Annotated in this window: 17 protein-coding genes; 9 read left to right on the forward strand and 8 right to left on the reverse strand. The window is 57.5% G+C overall.

The genetic code is table 11. The features are described from left to right. Positions 1-427: 427 nt before the first annotated feature. The 4 genes from yfaE to ubiG all read right to left on the reverse strand — a co-directional run bounded on the left by yfaE (position 428) and on the right by ubiG (position 5,272). Entirely contained in the window at positions 428-682 is a 255-nt protein-coding gene (gene yfaE / locus HMPREF1024_RS24905) for a class I ribonucleotide reductase maintenance protein YfaE (protein ID WP_002913017.1), read from the reverse strand. Beyond that, a complete protein-coding gene (nrdB, locus tag HMPREF1024_RS24900; RefSeq protein ID WP_004140835.1) occupies positions 682-1,812 on the reverse strand; it encodes a class Ia ribonucleoside-diphosphate reductase subunit beta in 1,131 nt (376 codons plus the stop codon). The genes yfaE and nrdB overlap by 1 nt, the downstream gene beginning before the upstream one ends. A gap of 101 nt (positions 1,813-1,913) precedes the next feature. Continuing rightward, positions 1,914-4,199, reverse strand: a complete 2,286-nt coding sequence (gene nrdA / locus HMPREF1024_RS24895) for a class 1a ribonucleoside-diphosphate reductase subunit alpha (RefSeq protein ID WP_009307388.1) — start codon at positions 4,197-4,199, stop codon at positions 1,914-1,916. Between the two features lie 344 nt (positions 4,200-4,543). Continuing rightward, on the reverse strand, positions 4,544-5,272 hold the full coding sequence (ubiG, locus tag HMPREF1024_RS24890) for a bifunctional 2-polyprenyl-6-hydroxyphenol methylase/3-demethylubiquinol 3-O-methyltransferase UbiG (RefSeq protein WP_002913014.1): 729 nt from the start codon (positions 5,270-5,272) through the stop codon (positions 4,544-4,546). Between the two features lie 146 nt (positions 5,273-5,418). On the opposite strand from ubiG, the gene gyrA reads away from it, so the two are divergent. Continuing rightward, on the forward strand, positions 5,419-8,052 hold the full coding sequence (gyrA, locus tag HMPREF1024_RS24885) for a DNA topoisomerase (ATP-hydrolyzing) subunit A (RefSeq protein ID WP_004175036.1): 2,634 nt from the start codon (positions 5,419-5,421) through the stop codon (positions 8,050-8,052). A gap of 131 nt (positions 8,053-8,183) precedes the next feature. Beyond that, positions 8,184-11,024, forward strand: coding sequence for a two-component system sensor histidine kinase RcsC (gene rcsC / locus HMPREF1024_RS24880; protein WP_009307389.1), 2,841 nt, complete (start codon positions 8,184-8,186; stop codon positions 11,022-11,024). A gap of 45 nt (positions 11,025-11,069) precedes the next feature. Here the strand turns inward: rcsC and rcsB are convergent, their stop codons facing one another. Then, the gene (gene rcsB, locus HMPREF1024_RS24875; RefSeq protein ID WP_002913007.1) at positions 11,070-11,720 is read right to left on the reverse strand and encodes a response regulator transcription factor RcsB; all 651 of its coding nucleotides are present in this window, start codon (positions 11,718-11,720) and stop codon (positions 11,070-11,072) included. A 15-nt stretch (positions 11,721-11,735) separates the two neighbouring features. Beyond that, positions 11,736-14,393 carry a phosphotransferase RcsD gene (gene rcsD, locus HMPREF1024_RS24870; protein ID WP_002913006.1) on the reverse strand — a complete coding sequence of 886 codons (2,658 nt, stop codon included), beginning with the start codon at positions 14,391-14,393 and terminating at the stop codon, positions 11,736-11,738. A gap of 769 nt (positions 14,394-15,162) precedes the next feature. On the opposite strand from rcsD, the gene HMPREF1024_RS24865 reads away from it, so the two are divergent. The 6 genes from HMPREF1024_RS24865 to mgtE all read left to right on the forward strand — a co-directional run bounded on the left by HMPREF1024_RS24865 (position 15,163) and on the right by mgtE (position 22,516). Further along, the gene (locus HMPREF1024_RS24865; RefSeq protein ID WP_009307390.1) at positions 15,163-16,266 is read left to right on the forward strand and encodes a porin OmpC; all 1,104 of its coding nucleotides are present in this window, start codon (positions 15,163-15,165) and stop codon (positions 16,264-16,266) included. Positions 16,267-16,369: 103 nt separating this feature from the next. Continuing rightward, positions 16,370-17,422 (forward strand): FAD:protein FMN transferase ApbE, encoded by a 1,053-nt coding sequence (apbE, locus tag HMPREF1024_RS24860; protein WP_009307391.1) that lies wholly within the window; start codon positions 16,370-16,372, stop codon positions 17,420-17,422. Between the two features lie 73 nt (positions 17,423-17,495). Next, positions 17,496-18,560: a bifunctional DNA-binding transcriptional regulator/O6-methylguanine-DNA methyltransferase Ada gene (ada, locus tag HMPREF1024_RS24855; protein ID WP_009307392.1), complete on the forward strand. Its 1,065-nt coding sequence runs from the start codon at positions 17,496-17,498 to the stop codon at positions 18,558-18,560. After that, on the forward strand, positions 18,560-19,213 hold the full coding sequence (gene alkB, locus HMPREF1024_RS24850; protein WP_009307393.1) for a DNA oxidative demethylase AlkB: 654 nt from the start codon (positions 18,560-18,562) through the stop codon (positions 19,211-19,213). The genes ada and alkB overlap by 1 nt, the downstream gene beginning before the upstream one ends. 74 nt (positions 19,214-19,287) lie before the next feature. After that, positions 19,288-20,931: a multidrug ABC transporter permease/ATP-binding protein gene (locus HMPREF1024_RS24845; protein WP_004184919.1), complete on the forward strand. Its 1,644-nt coding sequence runs from the start codon at positions 19,288-19,290 to the stop codon at positions 20,929-20,931. Positions 20,932-21,079: 148 nt separating this feature from the next. Continuing rightward, on the forward strand, positions 21,080-22,516 hold the full coding sequence (mgtE, locus tag HMPREF1024_RS24840; protein WP_002912996.1) for a magnesium transporter: 1,437 nt from the start codon (positions 21,080-21,082) through the stop codon (positions 22,514-22,516). On the opposite strand, the gene HMPREF1024_RS24835 is transcribed toward mgtE, so the two are convergent. Then, positions 22,479-23,639 (reverse strand): SulP family inorganic anion transporter, encoded by a 1,161-nt coding sequence (locus HMPREF1024_RS24835; protein WP_072159425.1) that lies wholly within the window; start codon positions 23,637-23,639, stop codon positions 22,479-22,481. The genes mgtE and HMPREF1024_RS24835 overlap by 38 nt on opposite strands. 359 nt (positions 23,640-23,998) lie before the next feature. Between HMPREF1024_RS24835 and mqo the strand changes: the two genes are divergently transcribed. After that, positions 23,999-25,633, forward strand: a complete 1,635-nt coding sequence (mqo, locus tag HMPREF1024_RS24830; protein ID WP_002912994.1) for a malate dehydrogenase (quinone) — start codon at positions 23,999-24,001, stop codon at positions 25,631-25,633. A gap of 66 nt (positions 25,634-25,699) precedes the next feature. On the opposite strand, the gene eco is transcribed toward mqo, so the two are convergent. Beyond that, a complete protein-coding gene (eco, locus tag HMPREF1024_RS24825) occupies positions 25,700-26,191 on the reverse strand; it encodes a serine protease inhibitor ecotin (RefSeq protein WP_004175048.1) in 492 nt (163 codons plus the stop codon). Between the last annotated feature and the right edge of the window lie 160 nt (positions 26,192-26,351).

A 26,351-nucleotide genomic window follows, 5' to 3' on the forward strand; every position in this document is an offset into this window, starting at 1 on the left:
AACTGCGGTTTTGTTGACACTGTTCTCGGCGTGCAACGATTTCGACCCGGGAATAACGTTTGTTCTATGTTATTTCCTGGAAGATTGCGCTCCCGATATTTCTTCTGCGTTATGCCTTTCATAGCGCAGGGAGCGCACAGGGGGAGGCCAGTCGCCGCCTCCCCCTGTACCCCCGGGCTCCGGCCAGCAAAATCGCCGCTGCGCGGTCCCTTCGACTTATCCCTGCAGGCTTCGGGTCGGGCCGAGGTAGCGTCCATGCAAAACACGGCCCTCAGCCCGCATCCATGCGGGCTGCCCCGGCCTTCCGGGAACGTCTCAGCGATTTTGAGGCCGTCAACACCGGCAGTTTCAGCAGCCCAGGGCGGCAGTGCGTAAACGGCCGGTCCTGGAACAGTAGGTCGGGTAAGCGTAGCGCCACCTGACAAGACTACATCTCGATCTCAATATCGCCTTTCGCCCGGCAGCAGCAGGGCAAAATTTCTCCCGGCTGGATAAAGGCCAGCGGCTCGGTCAGCCAGTCAACCTGGCCGGAGACCAGACGCGTGCGGCAGGAGCCGCAGTAGCCTTCGCGGCACTGATATTCGACGTCGATATTATGCGACTCCAGCGCCGCCAGCAGGGAAGGGTGTTCATCCTGACACTCAAGGCGAGTGTCAGAGATTTTCAGGAAGATCCGCTTCATTACAGCTGGAAGTTGCTCAGATCGTCGGCATCGACTTCAGAATCGATCTGGCCGACGAGATAAGAACTGACTTCCACTTCCTGCGGCGCCACCTGAACGTTGTCGGAGACTAGCCAGGTGTTGATCCATGGGATCGGGTTGGAGCGGGTCTGGAACGGCAGATCGAGGCCCACCGCCTGCATGCGGATATTGGTGATGTACTCGACGTACTGGCAGAGAATATCTTTATTCAGGCCGATCATCGAGCCGTCGCGGAACAGGTAGTCCGCCCACTCTTTCTCCTGCTGCGCCGCCAGCACGAACAGGTCATAGCACTCCTGCTTGCACTCTTCGGCGATTTCCGCCATTTCCGGATCGTCGCTGCCGGAGCGCAGCAGGTTCAGCATATGCTGGGTGCCGGTCAGGTGCAGCGCTTCATCGCGGGCGATCAGGCGGATAATTTTGGCGTTGCCTTCCATCAGTTTGCGTTCGGCAAAGGCGAAGGAGCAGGCGAAGCTGACGTAGAAGCGGATCGCTTCCAGGGCATTAACGCTCATCAGGCACAGATAGAGTTTCTTTTTCAGCTCGCGCAGATTCACGGTCACGGTTTTGCCGTTGACGGTGTGGGTGCCTTCGCCCAGCAGATGCCAGTAGCTGGTCATCTCGATCAGCGAATCGTAATAGTGAGAGATGCCTTCCGCACGTTTCTGGATCTGCTCGTTGGTGACGATGTCGTCGAACACGGTCGCCGGGTCGTTGACGATGTTGCGGATGATGTGAGTGTACGAACGCGAGTGAATGGTCTCGGAGAAGGCCCAGGTTTCTACCCAGGTCTCCAGCTCCGGGATGGAGATCAGCGGCAGCAGCGCCACATTCGGGCTACGGCCCTGGATGGAGTCGAGCAGCGTCTGGTACTTCAGGTTGCTGATGAAAATATGTTTTTCGTGTTCCGGCAGCGCCTGGTAGTCGATGCGATCGCGGGAAACGTCAACCTCTTCCGGACGCCAGAAGAAGGAAAGCTGCTTTTCAATCAGCTTTTCAAAGATGTCGTATTTTTGCTGATCGTAGCGGGCCACGTTAACCGGCTGGCCAAAAAACATGGGTTCCAGCAGCTGATCGTTTTTCGTCTGTGAAAAAGTGGTGTATGCCATTGAAGTGAGTCCTGTTGAACTGTATTGCCCGGCAGGAATGGGTTGGCCGGGCCTACACAAACGTAGGCCGGGTAAGCGCAGCGTTACCCGGCAAAAATACCTTAGATCTTACAAGCGCCGCTTTCGCAGCCGTCGTCCTGGATGGACGGGGCCAGGTCATCCTGGGCGTCTTCAGCGCCATCACGGGTGTTGTGATAGTACAGCGTTTTGACGCCGAATTTATAGGCGTTGAGCAGGTCTTTGAGCAACTGCTGCATCGGCACTTTTCCGGACGGGAAGCGCGTCGGATCGTAGTTAGTGTTGGCAGAGATCGACTGGTCGATAAACTTCTGCATGATACCCACCAGCTGCAGATAACCGTCGTTGTTCGGCATCTCCCACAGCAGCTCGTAGGCGTTCTGCAGGTTTTCGTAATCCGGCACCACCTGGCGCAGGATACCGTCCTTGGACGCTTTGATACTCACGTGGCCGCGCGGCGGCTCAATGCCGTTGGTGGCGTTGGAGATCTGCGACGAGGTCTCGGACGGCATCAGCGCGGAGAGCGTGGAGTTGCGCAGGCCGTGGGTTTTAATGGATTCGCGCAATGCTTCCCAGTCGTAGTGCAGGGGTTCGCTGACGATGCCGTCCAGATCTTTCTTATAGGTATCGATCGGCAGGATGCCCTGCGCATAGGTGGTTTCGTTGAACCACGGGCAGGCGCCTTGCTCGATAGCCAGCTCGTTAGAGGCCTTCAGCAGATAGTACTGAATCGCTTCGAACGTTTTGTGCGTCAGGTTGTTGGCGCTGCCGTCGGAGTAGCGTTTGCCATGCTTCGCCAGATAGTAAGCGAAGTTGATCACGCCGATACCCAGCGTACGACGCCCCATCGCACCGCGTTTAGCCGCCGGGATGGGGTAATCCTGATAGTCGAGCAGCGCATCCAGAGCACGCACCGCCAGCACCGCCAGCTCTTCCAGCTCGTCGAGGCTGTCGATAGCCCCGAGGTTGAAGGCCGACAGGGTGCACAGCGCGATTTCGCCGTTTTCGTCGTTGACATCTTCCAGCGGTTTGGTCGGCAGGGCGATCTCCAGGCACAGGTTAGACTGACGCACCGGGGCGACTACCGGATCGAACGGGCTGTGGGTGTTACAGTGGTCGACGTTCTGGATATAGATGCGGCCGGTAGAGGCGCGCTCCTGCATCATCAGCGAGAACAGCTCAACGGCTTTAATACGCTGCTTACGAATGGTGTCGTCCTGCTCGTACTGGGTGTACAGGCGCTCAAACTCGTCCTGATCGGCGAAGAAGGCGTCATACAGGCCCGGGACGTCGGAAGGGCTGAACAGGGTAATATCGCCGCCCTTCAGCAGACGGGTGTACATCAGCTTGTTGATCTGTACCCCGTAGTCCATGTGACGAACGCGGTTGGCGTCGGTACCACGGTTGTTTTTCAGCACCAGCAGGCTTTCCACTTCCAGATGCCACATTGGGTAGAAGAGGGTTGCCGCGCCGCCGCGCACGCCGCCCTGCGAGCAGGATTTCACCGCGGTCTGGAAATGCTTGTAGAACGGAATGCAGCCGGTGTGGAAGGCTTCGCCGCCGCGGATCGGGCTGCCCAGCGCGCGAATGCGCCCGGCGTTGATGCCGATGCCGGCGCGCTGGGAAACGTATTTCACAATCGCGCTGGAGGTGGCGTTGATGGAATCCAAGCTGTCGCCGCACTCGATCAGCACGCAGGAGCTGAACTGACGGGTGGGGGTACGCACGCCGGACATGATCGGCGTCGGCAGCGAGATTTTAAAGGTGGACACCGCGTCGTAGAAACGCTTGATATAGTCCAGACGCGTTTCGCGCGGATAGTTCGAGAACAGGCAAGCGGCGACCAGAATATAGAGGAACTGCGCGCTCTCATAAATTTCGCCGGTGACGCGGTTTTGTACCAGATACTTGCCTTCCAGCTGTTTAACGGCTGCGTAGGAGAAGTTCATGTCGCGCCAGTGGTCGAGGAAACCGTCCATCTGCTGGAACTCTTCTTCCGTGTAGTCTTCCAGCAGATGATGATCGTATTTACCTTTCTCGACCATCTTCACCACGTGATCGTAGAGCGCCGGCGGCTCAAACTGACCGAAGGCTTTTTTACGCAAATGGAAAATCGCCAGACGCGCGGCGAGGTACTGGTAATCCGGTGCGTCGCGGGAGATCAGATCCGCAGCGGCTTTAATAATGGTTTCGTGGATGTCCGCGGTTTTGATGCCGTCATAGAACTGGATATGGGAGCGCAGCTCTACCTGGGAAATCGAAACGTTATTCAGTCCTTCTGCCGCCCAATCCAGTACGCGATGGATTTTGTCGAGATTGATGCGCTCGGTGGTCCCGTCGCGCTTTGTCACCAGCAGACTCTGATTCATGTGGATTTTACCTGTCCGTGAAAGAAAATATCCCCCGTTTATCCACAGAAGTCCGTTGTGACTAACTCTGTGGATAAATACTATATGTAGGGGGTTGTCGATAAAAGAAACGCTATATGGTGAGTATTTTAGTAAGGAATCTTTTGAGTACAAGGGTTGATTTTGACGTTAAATTGAGGTTGCGGAAGGGTAATAATCCGCAAGTCCACGTCGCATAAGGCCTGGAGAAGAAGTCAATAAAACAGAAAAAAAAATGAAAATTTGATCGAGTGCTGATTTCTTCATCGGAAGAAATAATCACGCGGCTTGATGCCGCGCAATCATCATAAGCGGAGGTGTTGACCTCAGTCCTGTTTGGCGGTGGTATGCAACATATAGTTAACATCAACCCCTGGCGCTAACTTGAAGGTATTGGTCAGCGGATTGTAATGCAGACCGATGATATGCTGCTCTTTCAGAGTAGTCTGATCTACCCAGCCCAGCAGCTCGGCCGGTTTGATAAACTTCTTCACATCATGAGTGCCTTTGGGCACCATCTTCATGACATATTCCGCCCCGACTACCGCCATCAGCCAGGCCTTGCCGTTGCGGTTGATGGTGGAGAAGAAGACCTGGCCGCCGGGCTTCACTAACCGCGCGCAGGCGTGCACCACCGACTGCGGGTCGGGGACGTGCTCCAGCATCTCCATGCAGGTCACGACGTCATACTGCTGCGGGTGCTTCGCGGCATGTTCCTCAACTGTTTCCTGAACATAGTCTACCTGAATACCGCTCTCCAGGGCGTGCAGCCTGGCGACCTGCAGCGGTTCGGCCCCCATGTCCAGCCCGGTGACCGTCGCGCCTTCGCGCGCCATGCTCTCGGCGAGGATGCCGCCGCCGCAGCCGACATCGAGGACTTTTTTACCGAACAGGCCGCCGGAGCGTTCGGCAATATAGCCCAGCCGCAGCGGGTTGATGCGGTGGAGCGGTTTGAACTCGCCCTCCAGATCCCACCAGCGCGAGGCGACGGCTTCGAATTTGGCGATTTCAGCATGATCGACGTTAGGGGCTACCGACGTTTTTTCGGCATTCATGGGCGCTTTTACTCCTTTTCTGTTCAGACCTGCGAGTATATCAGCAGCGCGCCATGAATAAACCGTATTGCTTTACCTCTATTAGCGCGGCTGTGTTATAATTTGCGACCTTTGAATCCGGGATACAGTAGAGGGATAGCGGTTAGATGAGCGACCTTGCGAGAGAAATTACACCGGTCAACATTGAGGAAGAGCTTAAGAACTCTTATCTGGATTATGCGATGTCGGTCATTGTTGGCCGTGCGCTGCCGGATGTCCGAGATGGCCTGAAGCCGGTACACCGTCGCGTACTTTACGCCATGAACGTATTGGGCAATGACTGGAACAAAGCCTATAAAAAATCAGCCCGTGTCGTTGGTGACGTAATCGGTAAATACCACCCGCACGGCGACTCCGCGGTATACGACACCATCGTGCGTATGGCGCAGCCGTTCTCGCTGCGTTACATGCTGGTGGACGGCCAGGGTAACTTTGGTTCCATCGACGGCGACTCCGCCGCGGCGATGCGTTATACCGAAATTCGTCTGGCGAAAATCGCTCATGAGCTGATGGCCGATCTTGAAAAAGAGACGGTCGATTTCGTCGACAACTATGACGGTACGGAGCGTATTCCGGACGTCATGCCGACCAAAATTCCTAACCTGCTGGTGAACGGCGCCTCCGGGATCGCCGTAGGGATGGCCACCAACATACCGCCGCATAACCTGACGGAAGTGATTAACGGCTGTCTGGCGTATGTTGACGATGAAGACATCAGCATTGAAGGACTGATGGCGCATATTCCTGGCCCTGATTTCCCGACCGCCGCCATTATCAATGGCCGTCGCGGCATCGAAGAGGCCTATCGCACCGGTCGCGGTAAAGTGTACATCCGCGCGCGCGCGGAAGTGGAAGTGGACGCGAAATCCGGCCGCGAAACCATCATCGTGCACGAAATTCCGTATCAGGTGAACAAAGCGCGCCTGATCGAGAAAATCGCCGAGCTGGTCAAAGAAAAACGCGTGGAAGGCATCAGCGCGCTGCGTGACGAGTCTGATAAAGACGGGATGCGCATCGTGATTGAAGTGAAGCGCGATGCGGTAGGGGAAGTGGTGCTTAACAACCTCTATTCCCAGACCCAGCTGCAGGTCTCCTTCGGCATCAACATGGTAGCTCTGCACCATGGTCAGCCGAAGATCATGAACCTGAAGGACATCATCGCCGCGTTTGTACGCCACCGCCGTGAAGTGGTGACCCGTCGTACGATTTTCGAACTGCGCAAAGCGCGCGACCGGGCGCATATCCTCGAAGCGCTGGCCGTTGCGCTGGCCAACATCGACCCGATTATCGAACTGATCCGTCGCGCGCCGACCCCGGCAGAAGCGAAAACGGCGCTGGTTGCCCAAGCGTGGGATCTCGGTAACGTTGCGGCGATGCTGGAGCGCGCCGGGGATGACGCCGCGCGTCCGGAATGGCTGGAACCAGAGTTCGGCGTGCGCGACGGTAAATACTACCTGACCGAGCAGCAGGCTCAGGCGATTCTGGATCTGCGTCTGCAGAAACTGACCGGCCTTGAGCATGAAAAACTGCTCGACGAATATAAAGAGCTGCTGGAGCAGATCGCAGAGCTGCTGCACATTCTCGGCAGCGCTGACCGTCTGATGGAAGTGATTCGCGAAGAGCTGGAGCTGATCCGCGACCAGTTCGGCGACGAACGTCGTACCGAAATCACCGCCAACAGCGCTGATATTAACATCGAAGATCTGATCAACCAGGAAGATGTGGTGGTCACCCTGTCGCATCAGGGGTATGTGAAGTATCAGCCGCTGACCGACTACGAAGCACAGCGTCGTGGCGGTAAAGGCAAATCGGCAGCGCGCATTAAAGAAGAAGACTTTATCGACCGTCTGCTGGTGGCCAACACCCATGACACCATCCTCTGCTTCTCAAGCCGCGGCCGTCTGTACTGGATGAAGGTCTATCAGCTGCCGGAAGCCAGCCGCGGCGCGCGCGGTCGGCCGATCGTCAACCTGCTGCCGCTGGAAGCCGATGAGCGCATCACCGCCATCCTGCCGGTCCGCGAGTACGAAGAGGGCGTCAACGTCTTTATGGCCACCGCCAGCGGTACCGTGAAGAAAACCGCGCTGACCGAGTTCAGCCGTCCGCGTTCCGCCGGTATCATCGCGGTCAACCTGAACGAAGGCGATGAGCTGATCGGCGTCGATCTGACCTCTGGTCAGGATGAAGTGATGCTGTTCTCCGCGGCCGGTAAGGTTGTACGCTTCAAAGAAGACGCCGTTCGCGCCATGGGCCGTACCGCCACCGGCGTACGCGGTATTAAGCTTGCGGAAAACGACAGCGTCGTCTCGCTGATTATTCCACGCGGCGAAGGCGCGATCCTGACGGTGACGCAAAACGGTTATGGTAAACGTACCGCGGCGGCGGAGTATCCGACCAAGTCGCGTGCCACCCAGGGCGTTATTTCGATCAAAGTCACCGAGCGTAACGGTTCCGTGGTCGGCGCCGTGCAGGTGGATGACTGCGATCAGATCATGATGATCACCGACGCCGGGACGCTGGTGCGTACCCGCGTTTCCGAAGTGAGCATCGTGGGCCGTAACACCCAGGGCGTGATCCTCATCCGCACCGCGGAAGATGAAAACGTGGTAGGTCTGCAGCGCGTGGCTGAGCCGGTGGATGATGAAGAGCTGGATGCCATCGACGGTAGCGCGGCGGAAGGCGATGACGATATCGCCCCGGAAGCGGATACCGATGACGATGTCGCCGAAGACGAAGAATAATCGTCCGAGGTAAATGTTCTGGAAGGGCCGGGTATTTTCCCGGCCCTTTTTGCATTAACATTGCGGCAAAGCCGGTTTACCGCTACCTTAACCGCATTCTGTTGAGTCCCTGACGGCCGAGCATCGCCACATTGAAATATCTTGCCTCTTTTCATACAACCCTGAAGGTTTCACGTTATCTGTTCAGAGCGCTGGCGGTATTGCTGTGGCTGCTTATTGCGTTTGTCTCTGTGTTTTATATCGTCAACGCGCTGCACGAGCGGGAAGCCGAAATCCATCAGGAGCTTAATCTCAACGCCGATCAGGCCCAGCGCTATATCCAGCGTACCGCGGATGTAATGAAAGAGCTGAAGTATGTCGCCGGTAATCGCTTGTCGGCAGGGGACGCGGTAGCGCAAGGGCAAAACGGCGATATGGCGGTGCCCAACTTTGAACCCCTGTACCCCGATTCCGACTGCAGCGCGATGAGCGCCACCTGGCGTAATTCGCTGCAGTCGCTGGCATGGTTTATGCGCTACTGGCGGGATAATTTTACTGCCGCCTACGACCTTAACCGCATCTTTCTCATCGGCAGCGATAACCTCTGCATGGCCAACTTTGGCCTGCGGGACGTGCCGATTGAGCGCGATCAGGCGCTGAAAGTCCTGCATCAGCGCATAGAGCAATATCGCAACGCGCCGCAAAATGAGCGCGGCAACAACCTGTTCTGGATAAGCCAGGGCGTTCGCCCCGGGGTGGGCTATTTTTACGCCCTGACGCCGGTCTATATGGCCAATCGCCTGCAGGCGATGCTGGGCGTGGAGCAGACCATCCGCATGGAAAGCTTCTTTACGCCGGGCAGTTTGCCGATGAGCGTGACGATCTTTGACGATAACGGCCAGCCGCTGATTTCGCTGGCCGGTGCGGAAGGTAAAATCCAGAGCGAAGCGAAGTGGATGCAGGAGCGGATGTGGTTTGGCTACAGTTCGGGTTTCCGCGAGCTGGTGCTGAAAAAAAGCCTCTCGCCGTCCTCCCTGAGCATCGTCTATTCCGTCTCGGTAGATCAGGTGCTGGAGCGGATCCGTATGCTGATCATCAATGCTATCGTTCTTAATATCCTCAGCGGCGCGATGCTGTTCGCGCTGGCGCGGATGTATGAGCGGCGCATTTTTATCCCCGCGGAGAATGACGCCCAGCGCCTGGAAGAGCACGAGCAGTTCAACCGCAAAATTGTGGCTTCTGCCCCGGTAGGGATCTGTATTCTGCGCACTGCCGACGGGACCAATATTCTCAGTAATGAACTGGCGCACAACTACCTGAACATGCTGACCCACGAGGACCGCCAGCGGCTGACGCAGATCATCTGCGGCCAGCAGGTCAATTTTGTCGACGTGCTGACCAGCAACCATACCAACCTGCAGATTAGCTTTGTTCATTCACGCTATCGCAATGAAAACGTCGCCATTTGCGTGCTGGTGGACGTTTCCGCCCGCGTGAAAATGGAGGAGTCGCTGCAGGAGATGGCCCAGGCGGCGGAGCAGGCCAGCCAGTCGAAATCGATGTTCCTGGCGACCGTTAGCCATGAGCTGCGTACCCCGCTGTATGGCATCATCGGTAACCTCGATCTGCTGCAGACCAAAGCGTTGCCGAAAGGCGTCGATCGCCTTGTGACGGCGATGAACAACTCCTCCAGCCTGCTGCTGAAAATCATCAGCGATATTCTTGATTTCTCGAAAATCGAGTCCGAGCAGTTGAAGATCGAGCCGCGGGAGTTCTCTCCGCGCGAAGTCATGAACCATATCTCCGCTAACTATCTGCCGTTGGTGGTACGCAAGCAGCTGGGCCTGTACTGCTTTATCGAGCCGGACGTTCCGGAACAAATGTCCGGCGACCCGATGCGCCTGCAGCAGGTGATCTCAAATCTGCTCAGCAATGCGATAAAGTTCACCGATACCGGCTGCATTGTCCTGCACGTCCAGTGCGCGGGGGATTATCTGCAGATTAGCGTTCGCGACACCGGAGAGGGGATCCCGGCGAAAGAGGTATTGCGCCTCTTCGATCCTTTCTTCCAGGTGGGGACCGGCGTGCAGCGCAATTTTCAGGGCACCGGCCTTGGCCTGGCGATCTGTGAAAAACTGATCAGCATGATGGATGGCGATATTGCTGTCGAAACCGAGCCGGGGATGGGTAGCCGCTTTACCATCCGTATTCCTCTGTATCGCGTGCAGAATACCTCACCGGTGAGCAGAGACGGTTTCGCTGGCAAGACCTGCTGGCTGGCGATTCATAACACTTCGCTAGCGATGTTCGTCACCTCGCTGCTCAGCTACCACGGCCTGACGGTCCGCCGCCATGCCGGCGAAACGCCGGACGCCGAGGATGTCTTACTCACTGACGATGAGGCGCTGAGCGGATGGCAGGGAAGGGCCATGGTCATCTTCTGTCGCCGTCATATCGGTATTCCGCAGGAGCGGTCCGCCGGCGAATGGCTGCACAGCGTGACGACTCCCCACGAACTGCTGCCTCTGCTGGGGCGTATTTTCCATGTTGCGCTCGCCAGTGCGGAAAATAGCCCGGCGCTGATGGCCCCGGAGGCGCAGGCCGGCAATAACGACGACATGATGATCCTCGTGGTCGACGATCACCCGATCAACCGCCGCCTGCTGGCGGATCAGCTGGGGTCGCTCGGCTACCAGTGCGTGACCGCGAACGACGGGATCGACGCGCTCAACGTCCTCAGCAAGCAGCACATCGATATCGTGCTCAGCGACGTCAACATGCCTAATATGGATGGTTATCGCCTGACGCAGCGCATTCGTCAGCTTGGCCTGACGCTGCCGGTGATTGGCGTAACGGCCAATGCCCTGGCGGAAGAGAAGCAGCGCTGTCTGGAATCGGGGATGGACAGTTGTCTGTCCAAGCCGGTCACCCTCGACGTACTGAAGCAAACGCTGACGGTATATGCGGCGCGGGTGCGTAAAGGGCGGGAATAATGGGGAGCTCCGTCTCGCCGGGGCGAGACGGAGAGGGCGAAGAGATTACTCTTTGTCCGTCGCGCTCAGCGAGACGGAAGAGAGGTAGTTCAGCAAGGCGATGTCGTTTTCGACGCCCAGCTTCATCATCGCCGATTTCTTCTGGCTGCTGATGGTTTTAATGCTGCGGTTAAGCTTTTTGGCGATCTCGGTTACCAGGAAACCTTCGGCGAACAGGCGCAGCACTTCGCTCTCTTTCGGCGACAGGCGTTTATCGCCATAGCCGCTGGCGCTGATTTTTTCCAGCAGGCGAGAGACGCTTTCCGGGGTGAATTTCTTCCCTTTCTGCAGCGCGGCCAGCGCTTTTGGCAGGTCGGTCGGCGCCCCCTGCTTGAGGACGATCCCTTCGATATCCAGATCCAGCACCGCGCTGAGGATCGCCGGATTGTTGTTCATGGTCAGAACAATGATCGACAGATCCGGGAAGTGGCGCTTGATGTATTTAATCAGCGTGATCCCGTCGCCGTATTTGTCACCGGGCATGGACAGATCGGTGATCAGCACATGGGCGTCCAGCTTCGGAAGATTGTTGATAAGGGCCGTGGAGTCTTCAAACTCGCCAACGACGTTCACCCACTCAATTTGCTCAAGTGACTTACGAATACCGAACAGTACGATCGGATGGTCATCGGCAATAATTACGTTCATAGTGTTCATGTATAAGGCTACCTTCTACAGCAAGCTCTTGACGTAAGCGTCAATGTCGCTGATATATTTTTCTATGCCTTGCGCATCCTTTTCGCGAATCAGATGCTCAAGCGTTTCACATAACTGCTTGCCGGGTATCAGATTAAGCATAGCAAATGCCCCTTTGAGGCGGTGGGCGGTTTGCGCCAGAGCAGCAAAATCGCCCGCTTCGATTTCAGTATACAATCTCTGAACATCATCCGGTACCGTATCGGCAAACAGTGCGTAATAGCCGCTGGCATGGAGTTCGGCGTTACTCTCGTTTCCTGAGGTGACGGGCTGAACCGCCTCCTCCGCCAGCTGCTGCTCAATAAGCTGCAGGATAGCCTCCTGCATCGCCGTGCTAATATTAAAGTTGACCCGCAGTTGGCCCGGGCCGATCTTGCGTATCCCGACCTCATCATCGCTTAAAAGCAAGCCTGAAGCAGTAAGATTAGACGGATTATCCGTTAAATAAAGATCAAAGGCTTGACTGGTCGCCCGATCGTCCGGTGTGATGCAGGACGCTCCCCAGCTCTCCAGCTGGCGAGTGACAATCCGCCGCACTTCGCTGGAAGTCACATCCAGCAGGACGATAACGTCATCCAGCAAATGCTCTCCCGCCTCTGGCGCCTCTTCGCTGGCCGGCATTTTCAGATGCAGGGTATAGCGCGTCCCCAGCGACTCCCGGGCTTTAATGGTCAATTGCCCGCCCAGCTTGCGCGTCATGCGGTCGCATAGCCAGAAGGTAAGGGCGTTTGCTTTGCCGTACAGGTCGCTCTGGGTCTCGTTGAGATACGGGAAGTGCATATTGTCGATCTCGTTTGCCGAGACGCCGTTGCCGGTATCCAGAATGCGGAAGGTCAGGCGATCGCTGGCCGACTCATCCTGACAGACGTCGAGGGTGATCTTGCCGATAGGCGTGGTGGTCACTGAATACTGGATTAACAGCACCAGCGTGCGCCGCAGAGCTTCACGGTCGCCATAGCGCTGCTCGCCGGCCGGGAGCGCATTGTTGATGAGCAGCTGCAGACCCTTGCGTTTCATCGCCGGCAGCACTTCCGGCACGACGTCGTCAATAAGCTCCTGCACCGAGAACAACGTCTGGTTGGTTTTCCAGGCATCGCTTTCCAGCAGATTGGCGAGCTGAATGTCATCGATGAGTTTGACCAGCTCATCGGCATGCTGGGCCAGCGTCCGATTCTCTGTACTACTGAGCGCCGCCGCCTCTGCCGCCAGCGTCAGCGCGGGCTGCTTCAGGGCGCTGCCGATGTGCTGCATAAAGGCGGCCCGTCCCTGCTGGTTTTTCTCATACAAGCGCTGGGCCTGCTTGAGCTTTTTATTGACCAGCACTTCGCGGTCCTGATCACGGATGATCAGGATCTGGGTGCGCGGCGCTACCTGGCTGCGATACTGGCGGATTTCATACTGCTCATTATTGACGGTGGCCTGGATCACCCCCTGATGCTGGTCCGCCATATTGGTGATGTTCTGCAGATTCAGGTGCGGAAGCAGATGGTCGGCAATTGGATTGCTGATAACCGTTCGGTTGGCTTCCTGATCGTGAACGAGCAGCCCCAGCGGCAGCAGAGAAACAATCTCTTCGTTAATGGCGCGCAGCAGACGCAGTTCGCTGTTGGCGGCGGAGGGGAGCCCGGCGCCAGACGAATGGCTGCGTCCTTTATAGTGGCGAAAGGTGGTAAAACCAAACAGCGCCAGCGCCAGCAGACCAATGTTGAGCAGCAGCGGCAGAAGAATGTTCTGCATGGACTCCAGCAGCATGGTGCTCATTGGTACCGTCCACAGCAACTGCATACCGGTGGTGCTGATGTCGGTGGCGATGTCAATCTGCATGCCGTTAAAGGTGATCCCGATATGATCGGCGCTCTCTTTATCCGGCGTGGTGGCGAGATTTTGCGACGGGTCAGGCTCGATACGGAAGCTGTCGATGGTCATGCCGGGCGGGATCAGATCGTTAATCGGCAGGTCGAAGGCAACCACCGTGGCAAGGTGTCCGGGCTGGTTGAAGGTGGTGCGTAACGTAAAATAGTGCGCGTTCTGCCAGGCGAGATGGCGCAACGGCGAGAACGTCTCGCGCTCATCAAGGGTATTAGCCTGCAGCAGCATTTCCGCGCGCCGCGACTCCACGACGCTGCTGATCGTTGACTCTTTGAAGCTCGAAGAGAGGTCCTTCAACGGCAGGGTGGAGACCAGGATCAGACTATTGTCCAGGCCGTTGAGATAGTACATCGACCACGGAATGGTCTCCGCGCCCCACAAAATATCGAGATAATCGGACATTTTCTGCGTCATTTCGAGGGTGGAGCTGTCATGGGAGCCAAAGATCAGGGCTTCGGTTTTACGCCGGGGTTTCTCCAGGTAGTAAACGTCCTGTTTTAAACGCGTCTCCTGCAGACCGCCGCTTGCGGTGTTGACTGAGGTGGCGGCGATATTGTCGTAGATCTGCCAGGTGGCATAGCGCCAGGCGTCAATGCGCTGGTGCAGAGCGTGGGAGACATCAACCACCTGATAGCTTTTCTCCTTCAGCCAGGCATTGACGGCGCTTTGAATCATCACCCCCATTGTCGCCAGCAGGACAATAACCATCAAAATGAAGAAGCGGCTGATGTTGCCGGGGATCAGGGAGAATTTTTTCGGGGTCATCTTGTGGCTGAACGACTCATCATTGTTTGTAAACAGGATGTAGCGCCAGAGTAACTGGCAACAAAGCAGATGCTGCTGGCAGTATAAAGGCTAATGGCGTAAATCCATACTACAGATTGGTGCCAGCGGTGCGATGCCGTCCAGGAATTATCTTAGAAACGAAGCGTAAATGAAACCGCGCCGGGAAGGTTAACCGGCGACGATATTGACGGAAACAAAAGGGAAGAATCGCACGAAATAACAAGACATTGGCAGAATATGCACCACTGATGGCCTAATTGATTGATTAATAGTCGTTAGGGAATCATTAGCCGTAGCACAGATAAATTAAAGTTGTGTAAAGAAGGGTAAAAAAAACCGGATGCGAGGCATCCGGTTGAAATAGGGTAAACAGACATTCAGAACTGAATGACGGTAATAAATAAAGTTAATGATGATAGCGACTCTTATTTTAGCCACCAATGATCATTTTGTTTTACCATTCAGTGCTATAGATATGTTGTTGTCTATCAATTTGATTATAAAAGGTTAAATATTTTTTTGATGATTAGTGCGTATTTCCCTGACCATTTTGCGGTAAAAAAAGTTCCGCTAAATTTACAAATTGAAACATCTTGTGGGAACTTTGAAACATCTTAGAAGTTTTAGTATCATATTCTTGTTGGATTATTCTGCATTTTGCAGCACAATGAAATAGCCGACTGATTAGAAGGGTAATCAGTAAGCAGTGGCATAATAAAAGGCATATAACAAACAGAGGGTTAATAACATGAAAGTTAAAGTACTGTCCCTCCTGGTACCGGCTCTGCTGGTAGCAGGCGCAGCAAATGCGGCTGAAATTTATAACAAAGACGGCAACAAATTAGACCTGTACGGTAAAATTGACGGTCTGCACTACTTCTCTGACGACAAGAGCGTCGACGGCGACCGGACCTACATGCGTGTAGGCGTGAAAGGCGAAACCCAGATCAACGACCAGCTGACCGGTTACGGCCAGTGGGAATACAACGTTCAGGCGAACAACACTGAAAGCTCCAGCGATCAGGCATGGACTCGTCTGGCATTCGCAGGCCTGAAATTTGGCGACGCGGGCTCTTTCGACTACGGTCGTAACTACGGCGTAGTATACGACGTAACGTCCTGGACCGACGTTCTGCCGGAATTCGGCGGCGACACCTACGGTTCTGACAACTTCCTGCAGTCCCGTGCTAACGGCGTTGCAACCTACCGTAACTCTGATTTCTTCGGTCTGGTTGACGGCCTGAACTTTGCTCTGCAGTATCAGGGTAAAAACGGCAGCGTCAGCGGCGAAGGCGCTCTGTCTCCTACCAACAACGGTCGTACCGCCTTGAAACAGAACGGCGACGGTTACGGTACTTCTCTGACCTATGACATCTATGATGGCATCAGCGCTGGTTTCGCATACTCTAACTCCAAACGTCTTGGCGACCAGAACAGCAAGCTGGCACTGGGTCGTGGCGACAACGCTGAAACCTACACCGGCGGTCTGAAATACGACGCGAACAACATCTACCTGGCCACTCAGTACACCCAGACCTACAACGCGACCCGCGCCGGTTCCCTGGGCTTTGCTAACAAAGCGCAGAACTTCGAAGTGGTTGCTCAGTACCAGTTCGACTTCGGTCTGCGTCCGTCCGTGGCTTACCTGCAGTCTAAAGGTAAGGATCTGGAAGGCTACGGCGACCAGGACATCCTGAAATATGTTGACGTTGGCGCGACCTACTACTTCAACAAAAACATGTCCACCTATGTTGACTACAAAATCAACCTGCTGGACGACAACAGCTTCACCCGCAACGCCGGTATCTCTACCGACGACGTGGTTGCACTGGGCCTGGTTTACCAGTTCTAAGTTGCAAGCTGCATAACAAAAAGGCGCCTCTGGCGCCTTTTTTTATGTCTGGTTTAACCTCGCTGGTATACTCTTGTCGCCCTGGTAAGAGGAGCCTCGATTAATGGATATGACTTTCTTTCGCGCCGCGCTGCTGGGCGCCTGCGTTCTGCTCTCTGGCTGCGATTCAGCTACCACTCCTGCGACCTCCGCCGCGACGGCCACCGTGCTGGATGGCAAAACGATGGGCACCTTCTGGCGGGTCAGCGTCATTGGCGTGGATGAGGCAAAGGCCCAGGCGTTGCGCGCCAAGGTTCAGGCCCAGCTGGACGCCGACGATCGCCTGCTGTCGACCTGGAAAAACGACTCCGCGCTGATGCGCTTCAATCATGCCGCCACTACCGAACCCTGGCCGGTGAGCGAAGCGATGGCGGATATCGTCACCCTGTCGCTGCGGATTGGCGCCAAAACGCACGGCGCGATGGATATTACCGTGGGGCCGCTGGTCAACCTGTGGGGCTTTGGCCCGGATAAACAGCCGGTCACCACCCCGGATGCCGAGGCGATAGCCGCGGCGAAGGCGCGCACCGGCCTGCAGCATCTGCAGGTTATTAATCAGAGCGGCAGGCAGTTCCTGCAAAAAGATATTCCCGATCTGTTTGTCGACCTCTCCACTGTGGGAGAAGGCTATGCCGCCGACCACCTCGCGCGGTTGATGGAGCAGGAGGGGATCTCCCGCTATCTGGTGTCGGTGGGCGGAGCGCTGGTCAGCCGCGGGATGAACGGCGAAGGCAAGCCCTGGCGGGTAGCGATCCAGAAACCGACCGACCGCGAAAACGCCGTTCAGGCGATTGTCGACATCAATGGTCACGGCATCAGCACCTCCGGCAGCTATCGCAACTACTATGAACTCGATGGCAAACGCATCTCGCACGTTATCGATCCGCAGACCGGGCAGCCGATAACCCATAAGCTGGTCTCCGTGACCGTCATTGCGCCAACGGCGCTGGAGGCGGACGGCTGGGATACCGGACTGATGGTGCTGGGGCCGGAAAAAGCGCAGCAGGTGGTGCGCGAGGAGGGGCTGGCGGTCTACATGATCGTTAAAGATGGAGAGGGTTTTAAAACCTGGATGTCGCCGCAGTTCCGCACTTTCCTTGTCGGCGAGAAAAATTAAAAAGCAAGATTGCGGGTTTTTTACTGCGGGCTTTACCACAGACTGAGGGTACACTTACAGCTGGAGACCCGTCATGAAACCGATAGTTGCCGATACCGATGATCGCCGCTGGCAGGCGGTCTGCGAACGTGATACCCGGGCCGATGGTCAGTTCGTCTTTGCGGTACTGACCACCGGCATCTGCTGTCGTCCCTCCTGCCGCTCGCGGCGCGCGCGGCGGGAAAACGTACGCTTTTTTGCCGACGTCGCCGCCGCCGTGGCGGCGGGATTCCGCCCCTGCAAACGCTGCCAACCGGATAAAGACTACCCGCAGCAGCAAAGGGTCGACAAAGTGGCGCAGGCCTGTCGGCTGCTGGAGCAGGACGCGCCCCTGACCCTCGAGGCGCTGGCAGGCCAGCTGGCGATGAGCCCGTTTCATTTCCACCGTTTATTTAAATCCGTCACCGGCATGACCCCTAAAGCCTGGCAACAAGCGTGGCGGGCGCAGCGCCTGCGGGAAGCGCTGGAGCAGGGGATACCGGTGACCCGCGCCGCGCTGGCGGCTGGTTTTCCCGACAGCAGCAGCTATTATCGCCAGGCCGACGCAGCGTTAGGGATGACCGCCAGCCAGTTTCGCCGCGGCGCCGCCGCCACCGTGGTAACCTGGACCACGGGCGACTGCGCGCTGGGTCGTTGCCTGGTGGCGCAGAGCGAGCGCGGCGTCTGCGCGGTGCTGCCGGGTGATAACGATGCGGCATTGCTCGACGACCTGCGCCGGCGCTTTCCCAATGCCGAGCTGCGTGAAGGCGACCCCGATTTTTGTCAGCAGATGGCCGAGATTTTCGCCCACCTCGACGACAGCCGGCGGCCGGTATCGCTGCCGCTGGATCTGCAGGGCACCGCGTTTCAGCTGCAGGTCTGGCAGGCGCTGCGGCAGATCCCGGTGGGCGAGACCCGCAGCTACCGCCAGGTGGCAGAGCATATTGGCCAGCCGCGGGCAGTAAGAGCCGTGGCCGGCGCCTGCGCGGCGAATTCGCTGGCGGTGATTGTTCCCTGCCACCGGGTGGTGCGTGAAGATGGCACCCTGTCCGGTTATCGCTGGGGAACGGCGCGAAAAGCGCAGCTGCTGGCGCGCGAGGCCCAACATGAGGAGGAGTAATGCTCGATCTGTTTAGCGATACCCCACCGTGGCAGGAGCCGCTGGCCCCCGGCGCGGTGGTGCTGCGGCGATTTGCCCGCGAACGCGCCCCGGTGCTGCTGCAGGCGATAGCCGACGTCGCCAGTCAGTCGCCGTTTCGCCAGATGGTCACGCCGGGCGGGTACACCATGTCGGTCGCCATGACCAACTGCGGCGCGCTGGGCTGGACTACCGATCGCCAGGGCTATTTGTACGCCCCGGTCGACCCGGTAACCGATCAAACCTGGCCGCCGATGCCTGCCGTATTTCATGAACTGGCGCTGGCGGCGGCCGCCGCCGGCGGCTATCCGGAGTTTTCCCCCGACGCCTGTTTGATTAACCGCTATTGTCCTGGCGCAAAACTGTCGTTGCATCAGGATAAAGATGAACAGGATCTGCGGGCGCCGATTGTCTCGGTCTCGCTGGGCTTGCCGGCCATCTTTCAGTTTGGCGGCTTGCAACGCAGCGACCCGCTGCAGCGGCTGCTGCTGGAGCATGGCGATGTGGTGGTCTGGGGCGGCGAGTCGCGCCTGTTTTATCATGGCATTCAGCCGCTGAAAGCGGGGCATCATCCGGAAACGGGCGACTGTCGTTACAATCTCACCTTCCGACAGGCGGGCGGTCGCCAGTATTAAAATAAGAATTATTCTTGATGTCATCGGCGAGCCGTTTAAACTGCTGGCTGTTTTGCTTTTGCGGATAGCCTGTTATGGAACTTCTCTCTCTCGTCTGGCGCCAGTACCGCTGGCCGTTTCTGGGCGTTATTGCTCTCAGCCTGCTCAGCGCCGCGCTGGGTATCGGCTTAATCGCTTTCATTAACCTGCGTCTGATTACCGCTGTCGATACCTCGCTGCGGGTCCTGCCGGAGTTTCTTGGTCTGCTGGGGCTGCTGATGGCGGTGACCCTGGGCTCGCAGCTGGCGCTAACCACCCTCGGCCACCATTTTGTCTATCGTCTGCGCGGTGAGTTTGTTAAACGCATCCTCGATACCCAGATTGAACAAGTAGAGAAGATCGGCAGCGCGTCGCTGCTTGCCGGGCTGACCAGCGATATCCGCAATATCACCATCGCCTTTGTGCGACTGCCGGAGCTGGTGCAGGGGATCATTCTCACCTTCGGCTCCGCGGCCTACCTCGCCTGGCTGTCAGGAAAAATGATGCTGGTGACGGCGCTGTGGATGGCGCTCACCATCTGGGGCGGCTTTGTGCTGGTCTCGCGGGTGTACAAACATATGGCCAGCCTGCGCGAAACGGAAGATAAACTGTATCACGACTATCAGACGGTGCTGGAGGGGCGTAAAGAGCTGACCCTCAACCGCGAGCGCGCGGAGTATGTGTTTAACCAGCTCTACCTCCCGGACGCCCGGGAGTACCGGCACCATATCGTTCGCGCCGATACCTTCCACCTCAGCGCGGTCAACTGGTCGAATATTATGATGCTTGGCGCCATCGGGCTGGTGTTCTGGATGGCCAACAGCCTCGGCTGGGCCGATACCGCCGTGGCGGCGACCTATTCCCTGACGCTGCTGTTTCTGCGCACGCCGCTGCTCTCCGCCGTCGGCGCGCTGCCCACGCTGCTCAGCGCCCAGGTGGCGTTTAACAAGCTGCGTCAGTTCTCCCTCGCCCCGTACCGGGCCGACTTTCCCCGGCCGCAGGCGCATCCTGACTGGCAGACGCTGGAGCTGCGCGATGTCACCTTTCATTATCCGGACCAGCGCTTTGCGGTAGGGCCGCTTAATCTGACGCTGAAGCGCGGCGAGCTGGTGTTTCTGATAGGCGGCAACGGCAGCGGCAAGTCAACGCTGGCGATGCTCCTGACCGGCCTGTACCAGCCAATATCCGGTCAGATCCTCGTCGACGGCCAGCCGCTGGCGGCGGAGAGGCCAGAGGAGTACCGCAAACTGTTTTCCGCAGTGTTTACCGACGTCTGGCTGTTTGACCGCCTGCTTGGGCCGCAGGGCGAGGAGGCCGATCCGGCGCTGGTGGCGACATGGCTGGAGCGTCTGCAAATGGCCCACAAGCTGCAGCTGGAGAACGGAAAGATCGCCGACCTGCGGCTGTCGAAAGGGCAGAAGAAGCGCGTGGCGCTCCTGCTGGCGCTGGCCGAGTCCCGGGACATCATTCTGCTGGATGAATGGGCGGCGGATCAGGATCCGCATTTCCGCCGCGAGTTCTACCAGGTTCTGCTGCCGCTGATGCAGCAGATGGGCAAAACCGTGTTCGCCATCAGCCATGACGATCACTACTTCCAGCACGCCGATCGTCTGCTGGAGATGCGCGCTGGCCAGCTCGCCGAACTTACCGGCGAAGAGCGGGAACAGGCTTCCCGCGATGCGGTGGCCCGTACGGCCTGATTCACAACGCGCGCCCGGAAAAGCCCGGGCGCCGCTGAAATTTTCAGCGTCTACATCGCTGACGGTTATTATTTCCCCCTCCTCGCGCTATGCTTAAGGCTTCCGGCCCGCAGGCCGGCTCACCATTCTCAAAAGGATTGCCCGATCGATGTCCGTTTTGCATAAAAAAAGCGCCCGCTTGCGTGACGAAGAGCGCGCCCGTCTGATTTGGCTCTTGAGCACCGATAAAGCGGTGACTTCCGCGCTGCTGGGCAAACTGACGCTGGCTGAGCGCTATGATGAAGGGACGCTGGCCGATGACCTGGCCGAAGTGGAAATGCTGGTCTCGCATCTGCCGCCGCCGGATCTCGCCGATGCGCTGGAAGCGCTTCCCTATGACGCCCGCACCGCGCTATGGTGCCTGGTGCCCGACGATAAACGCGGCGAAGTGCTGCTGGAGGCCTCAGAGAACGTCTGGGGCGACCTGATCGACAAGATGAGCGACCCCGAGCTGCTGCAGGCCATGCAGCCGCTGGATATCGATGAACAGGTTTACCTGCTGCAGCATCTGCCGCGCAACCTGACCGGACGGCTGCTGGCGACCCTGCCGGCCGAGAAGCGCGCCCGTATTCGCCAGATTATGCGCTACGCCGACAACAGCGTCGGGTCGATCATGGAGTTTGAGGTCATTACGGTGCGACCGGAGGCCACCCTGGCGGCGGTGCAGCGCTATCTGCGGCGTCTCGGTAAAATGCCGGAAAACACCGATAAGCTGTTCGTTACCACCCGTAACAAGCTGCTGCTCGGCGAGCTGGAGCTGCAGACCATTCTGCTCAATGATGCGCAGAAGCGGGTGGGGGAGGTGATGGAGGGCGATCCGGTCACCTTTCAGCCGCACGAAGAGGCGGAGAAGGTGGCGCGCACCTTCGAACGTGATGACTTGCTCAGCGCCGCCGTCATTGATGCCGACGGCAAGCTGATCGGGCGCCTGACCATCGATGAGATCGTCGATGTGGTTTATGAAGAAACCGATAACGATCTGCGGCGGATGGGCGGCCTGAGCGATGAAGAGGATGTCTTCGCCCCGGTCAGCAAAGCGGTGAAAACCCGCTGGGCATGGCTGGCGGTCAATCTGTGTACGGCGTTTATTGCTTCCCGGGTCATCGACGGCTTCGAACACACCATTTCACAGCTGGTGGCGCTGGCCTCGCTGATGCCGATCGTCGCCGGGATCGGCGGCAACACCGGCAACCAGACGATCACCATGATCGTCCGGGCGATGGCGCTGCAGCAGATCCAGCCCGGCAGCTTTACCTTCCTGATCCTGCGTGAAATGGGGGTCGCCCTGATTAACGGTCTGGTGTGGGGCGGGATTATGGGGGCCATCACCTGGTGGCTGTATGACGATCCGCAGCTCGGCGGGGTGATGACGCTGGCCATGATGCTCAACCTGCTGATGGCGGCGATGATGGGCGTGATAATCCCGATGGTCATGGTGAAGCTGGGGCGCGACCCGGCGGTCGGCTCCAGCGTAATGATCACCGCCATCACCGACACCGGCGGCTTCTTTATTTTTCTGGGTCTGGCGACGCTGTTTCTAATGTAGCCTGCGCTTTTGCCCGCAGGCGGCGGGGGATGATCGCCATCGCGACAATCCCCGCCAGTACACCGATCGCCAGATTGCTGGTTCCCACCGTCGCGGCGACGGTCACCAGCATCACCAGCGTTTCCGGCCACGGATTACGCGCCAGCTCGCCCGGGCGAATGCTGTGCCAGCTAAAGGTCTTCACCGCCACGATCACCATCACCCCGGCCAGAACCGCCATCGGGATCTTCGCCATCACCTGGCTGAGCGCTGTCACCAGCAGGAGCAGCACCAGGCCGGCGATTACCGTTGAGAGGCGGCTGCGGGCCCGGCCCATTTCCACGTTCACGATAGTCTGGCCGATCATCGCGCAGCCGGCGATGCCGCCATAGCAGCCGGCAAGGATATTGGCGATACCCAGCCCGGCGCTTTCCCGCGATTTGTTCGACGAGGTATGAGTGAGATCATCCACCAGCTTAGCCGTCAGCAAGGACTCCATCAGGCCGACAAAGGCGATGCTGAGGGCGCACGGCCAGATTATCTGCAGGGTGGTCAGGTTCAGGGGAACGGTCAGGGCGGTGAACCCCGGCAGGCCGCCGCTCATTGACCCTTCATCGCCGACGGTCGGCAGCTGCTGGCCGGTGGTCGCGGTATAGAGGGTGAGCGCGACGATGGCGATCAGCGGCGCCGGGATAGCCTTAATAACGCGCGGCGCCCACAGGACGATAAGCAGCGTCAGGACGAACAGGCCAACGATTAGCGGTTGTCGACTCCAGAAATGCGGCACCTGAGCAAAGAAAATCAGGATCCCAAGGGCGTTGACGAACCCGGTCATCACCGCCGGGGGAATAAAGCGCATCAGGCGCGCCATGCCGCACAGACCAAACAAAATTTGAATAATACCCGCCAGAATGACAGCCGGTAAAATGTACCCCACGCCGTGCTGATGCACCATCGGGCCAATCACCAGCGCCACCGAGCCCGCGGCGGCGGTGACCATCGCCGGGCGTCCGCCGAAGACTGACATCGCCAGGCAGAGCACCACCGAAGCAATCAGGCTTACCTGCGGGTCAACGCCGGCAATGACTGAAAACGAAATCACTTCAGGGATGAGCGCCAGGGCGGTGAGCACGCCGGCCAGCACTTCGCGCGTCAGTAAAGACGGGGAGCGGAGGATGGGACGCAGGTTGCCGGAAGCGGCGGGGTCAGAAACTGGGGGCATAAAAAAAGTTCGCAGCTTATAAAAAAAGAGGGAGCGGTGTCAGGCCCTGCTTCCGTGCGGTCTGTCACAAAACCAGGGATGATAGCGCGGAATCTGTCAGCGCACCAGTACAAAAAGTGATTTGGTGTATACATTTATTAAACATTTTTATAACGGATCTCAAAACAGAACTTAAAATTTAAACAATATTTAAATTTTTGAGCTTCGGTGGTAACGTGAGGGGTGAGAATCGTATCACCTGCGCTAAATAAAAACAGCGAGTAAAGTAAGGCTCAAATCCGATGAATAAAAAGATGGCCGTACCACGCTCACAGGCGGTTGGTCCCAACAGCACTCGGACCAACACCCGCCATGAGCAAGAGACGGATGTATTGTTGATTGGCGGCGGCATTATGAGCGCCACACTGGGAACCTGGCTGCAGGAGCTTGAGCCAGACTGGTCTATTACCATGGTTGAGCAGATGTCCAGCGTGGCGGAAGAGAGCTCAAACGGGTGGAATAATGCGGGTACCGGCCACGCGGCGCTGATGGAGCTGAACTACACGCCGCAGACCGCCAACGGCATCAATATCGACAAAGCGGTCGACATCAACGAAGCCTTCCATATCTCGCGTCAGTTCTGGGCGCATCAGGTGACGCGCGGCGTCCTGAACAAACCAAAATCTTTCATTAACAGCGTGCCGCACATGAGCTTTGTGTGGGGCGAAGATAACGTCAACTTCCTCCGTGCGCGCTACGCGGCGCTGCAGCAAAGTGAACTGTTTCGCGGTATTCGCTATTCTGAAGACCATCAGCAGATCAAAGCCTGGGCGCCGCTGGTGATGGAAGGCCGCGACCCGTTGCAAAAGGTCGCCGCCACTCGCTCAGAAGTGGGAACCGACGTCAACTATGGTGAAATTACCCGCCAGCTGATCGCCGGTCTGCAAAAGCATGATAATTTCTCCCTACAGCTGGGCACCGTGGTGCGTCGCTTCAAGCGCAATGCCGACAAGAGCTGGACGGTCACCCTGGCGGATGCCGACAATCGTCGTCAGAAGCGGGTCATTAAAGCTAAATTTATCTTTATCGGCGCCGGCGGCGCAGCGCTGACCCTGCTGCAGGAGACCGGCATTCCGCAGGCCAAAGAGTATGCGGGCTTCCCGGTCGGCGGCCAGTTCCTGGTCTGCGAAAATCCGGAGGTGGTGAACCACCATCTGGCGAAGGTCTACGGTCAGGCCGAAGTGGGCGCGCCGCCGATGTCGGTGCCGCACATCGATACCCGTATTATCGACGGTAAACGCGTGGTGCTGTTCGGACCATTCGCCACCTTCTCGACCCGTTTCCTGAAGAACGGTTCGCTGTGGGATCTGCTGGCCTCGACGAATACCTCAAATATTTTGCCAATGCTCAACGTCGGCCTGGACAACTTCGATCTGGTAAAATATCTGATTAGCCAGGTGATGCAGAAAGATAAAGATCGTCTGGCCGCGCTGTGCGAATATTATCCGGAAGCGCGGAAAGAGGACTGGCGGTTGTGGCAGGCCGGTCAGCGCGTGCAGATCATTAAGCGCGACGCGAAGAAGGGCGGGGTACTGCGCCTGGGCACCGAAGTGGTCAGCGATGATGAAGGCACCGTCGCGGCGCTTCTCGGCGCGTCGCCAGGGGCCTCCACCGCGGCGCCTATCATGCTGCAGCTAATGGAAAAAGTGTTTAAAGATAAAGTCAATTCGCCGGAATGGCAGGCCAAGCTGAAGGCGATCATCCCAACCTACGGTATTCGTCTTGACGGCAACCCGGCGGAGATCGAGAAAGCGCTGGCGTGGACCAGTGAAGTGCTGGAGCTGAAATATGAGCCAGCCGGGGCGGTGGATGAGGTACCGCAGGCGGAGCTGAAGCCGCTGAGCGGCGGCAAGCCGATGGCGGATATCGCGCTCTGATAAACGCTCTGACAAAAACGGCAGCCTGCGGGCTGCCGTTTTTTATTGCCGTTTGCGCTGTTCGCCTTAGCGGACGACAGCGTTGCCGATAGTCTCGTCGGCGCGCCAGATGCGATATTTCACATCGACATTGCTCGGCGTGTATACCACGATCGGCAGTTTGCTGTTGTAGCGCAGCATGGCGTCATCCCCGAGGCCGGCAGTGACAAATTTCTTCTCTTTTTTGCCGTCCGGGCAGGCCATCATGGTGGATACCGGGCCGCTCAGCTTCTCAAAGACATAGTAATCATAGCCCCAGCCTTCCAGGGTTTTACTTTCCAGTTCCCCGCCGAGACGATGATGGTTGCAGTCGACTTCCAGCGTCTGGCCGATCATCAGCTCAACCTTGAGCGCCGACTCATCCTGCTGCTGCGGCAGCTGAATAACCTGACGCTTCATGCCTTTTTCCGCTTTCGGGAACGGCGCGACTTTTTCCAGCGGCTGGTCTGCGGCCAATGCGCCAGCGGACATGCAGGCGGCGGTCAGCAGAGAAACGGCTAGCGTAGTGATTTTTTTCACGGTTGATCATCCTTTATTTTCGTTCCTGACAGAGATAGCCTATCATCACTCAGCTGAATGTTAAGATTTATTTACCAATTTTTGCAAAATGAATAGTGTTATCTACTGGTAAGACATCGGCCGCGCAGAGCGCAACAGAGGCGCTGGCGGGCCGCCAGCC

Origin of the sequence: Klebsiella sp. 4_1_44FAA (assembly GCF_000238715.1) — a bacterium.
GTDB lineage: Bacteria > Pseudomonadota > Gammaproteobacteria > Enterobacterales > Enterobacteriaceae > Klebsiella > Klebsiella pneumoniae.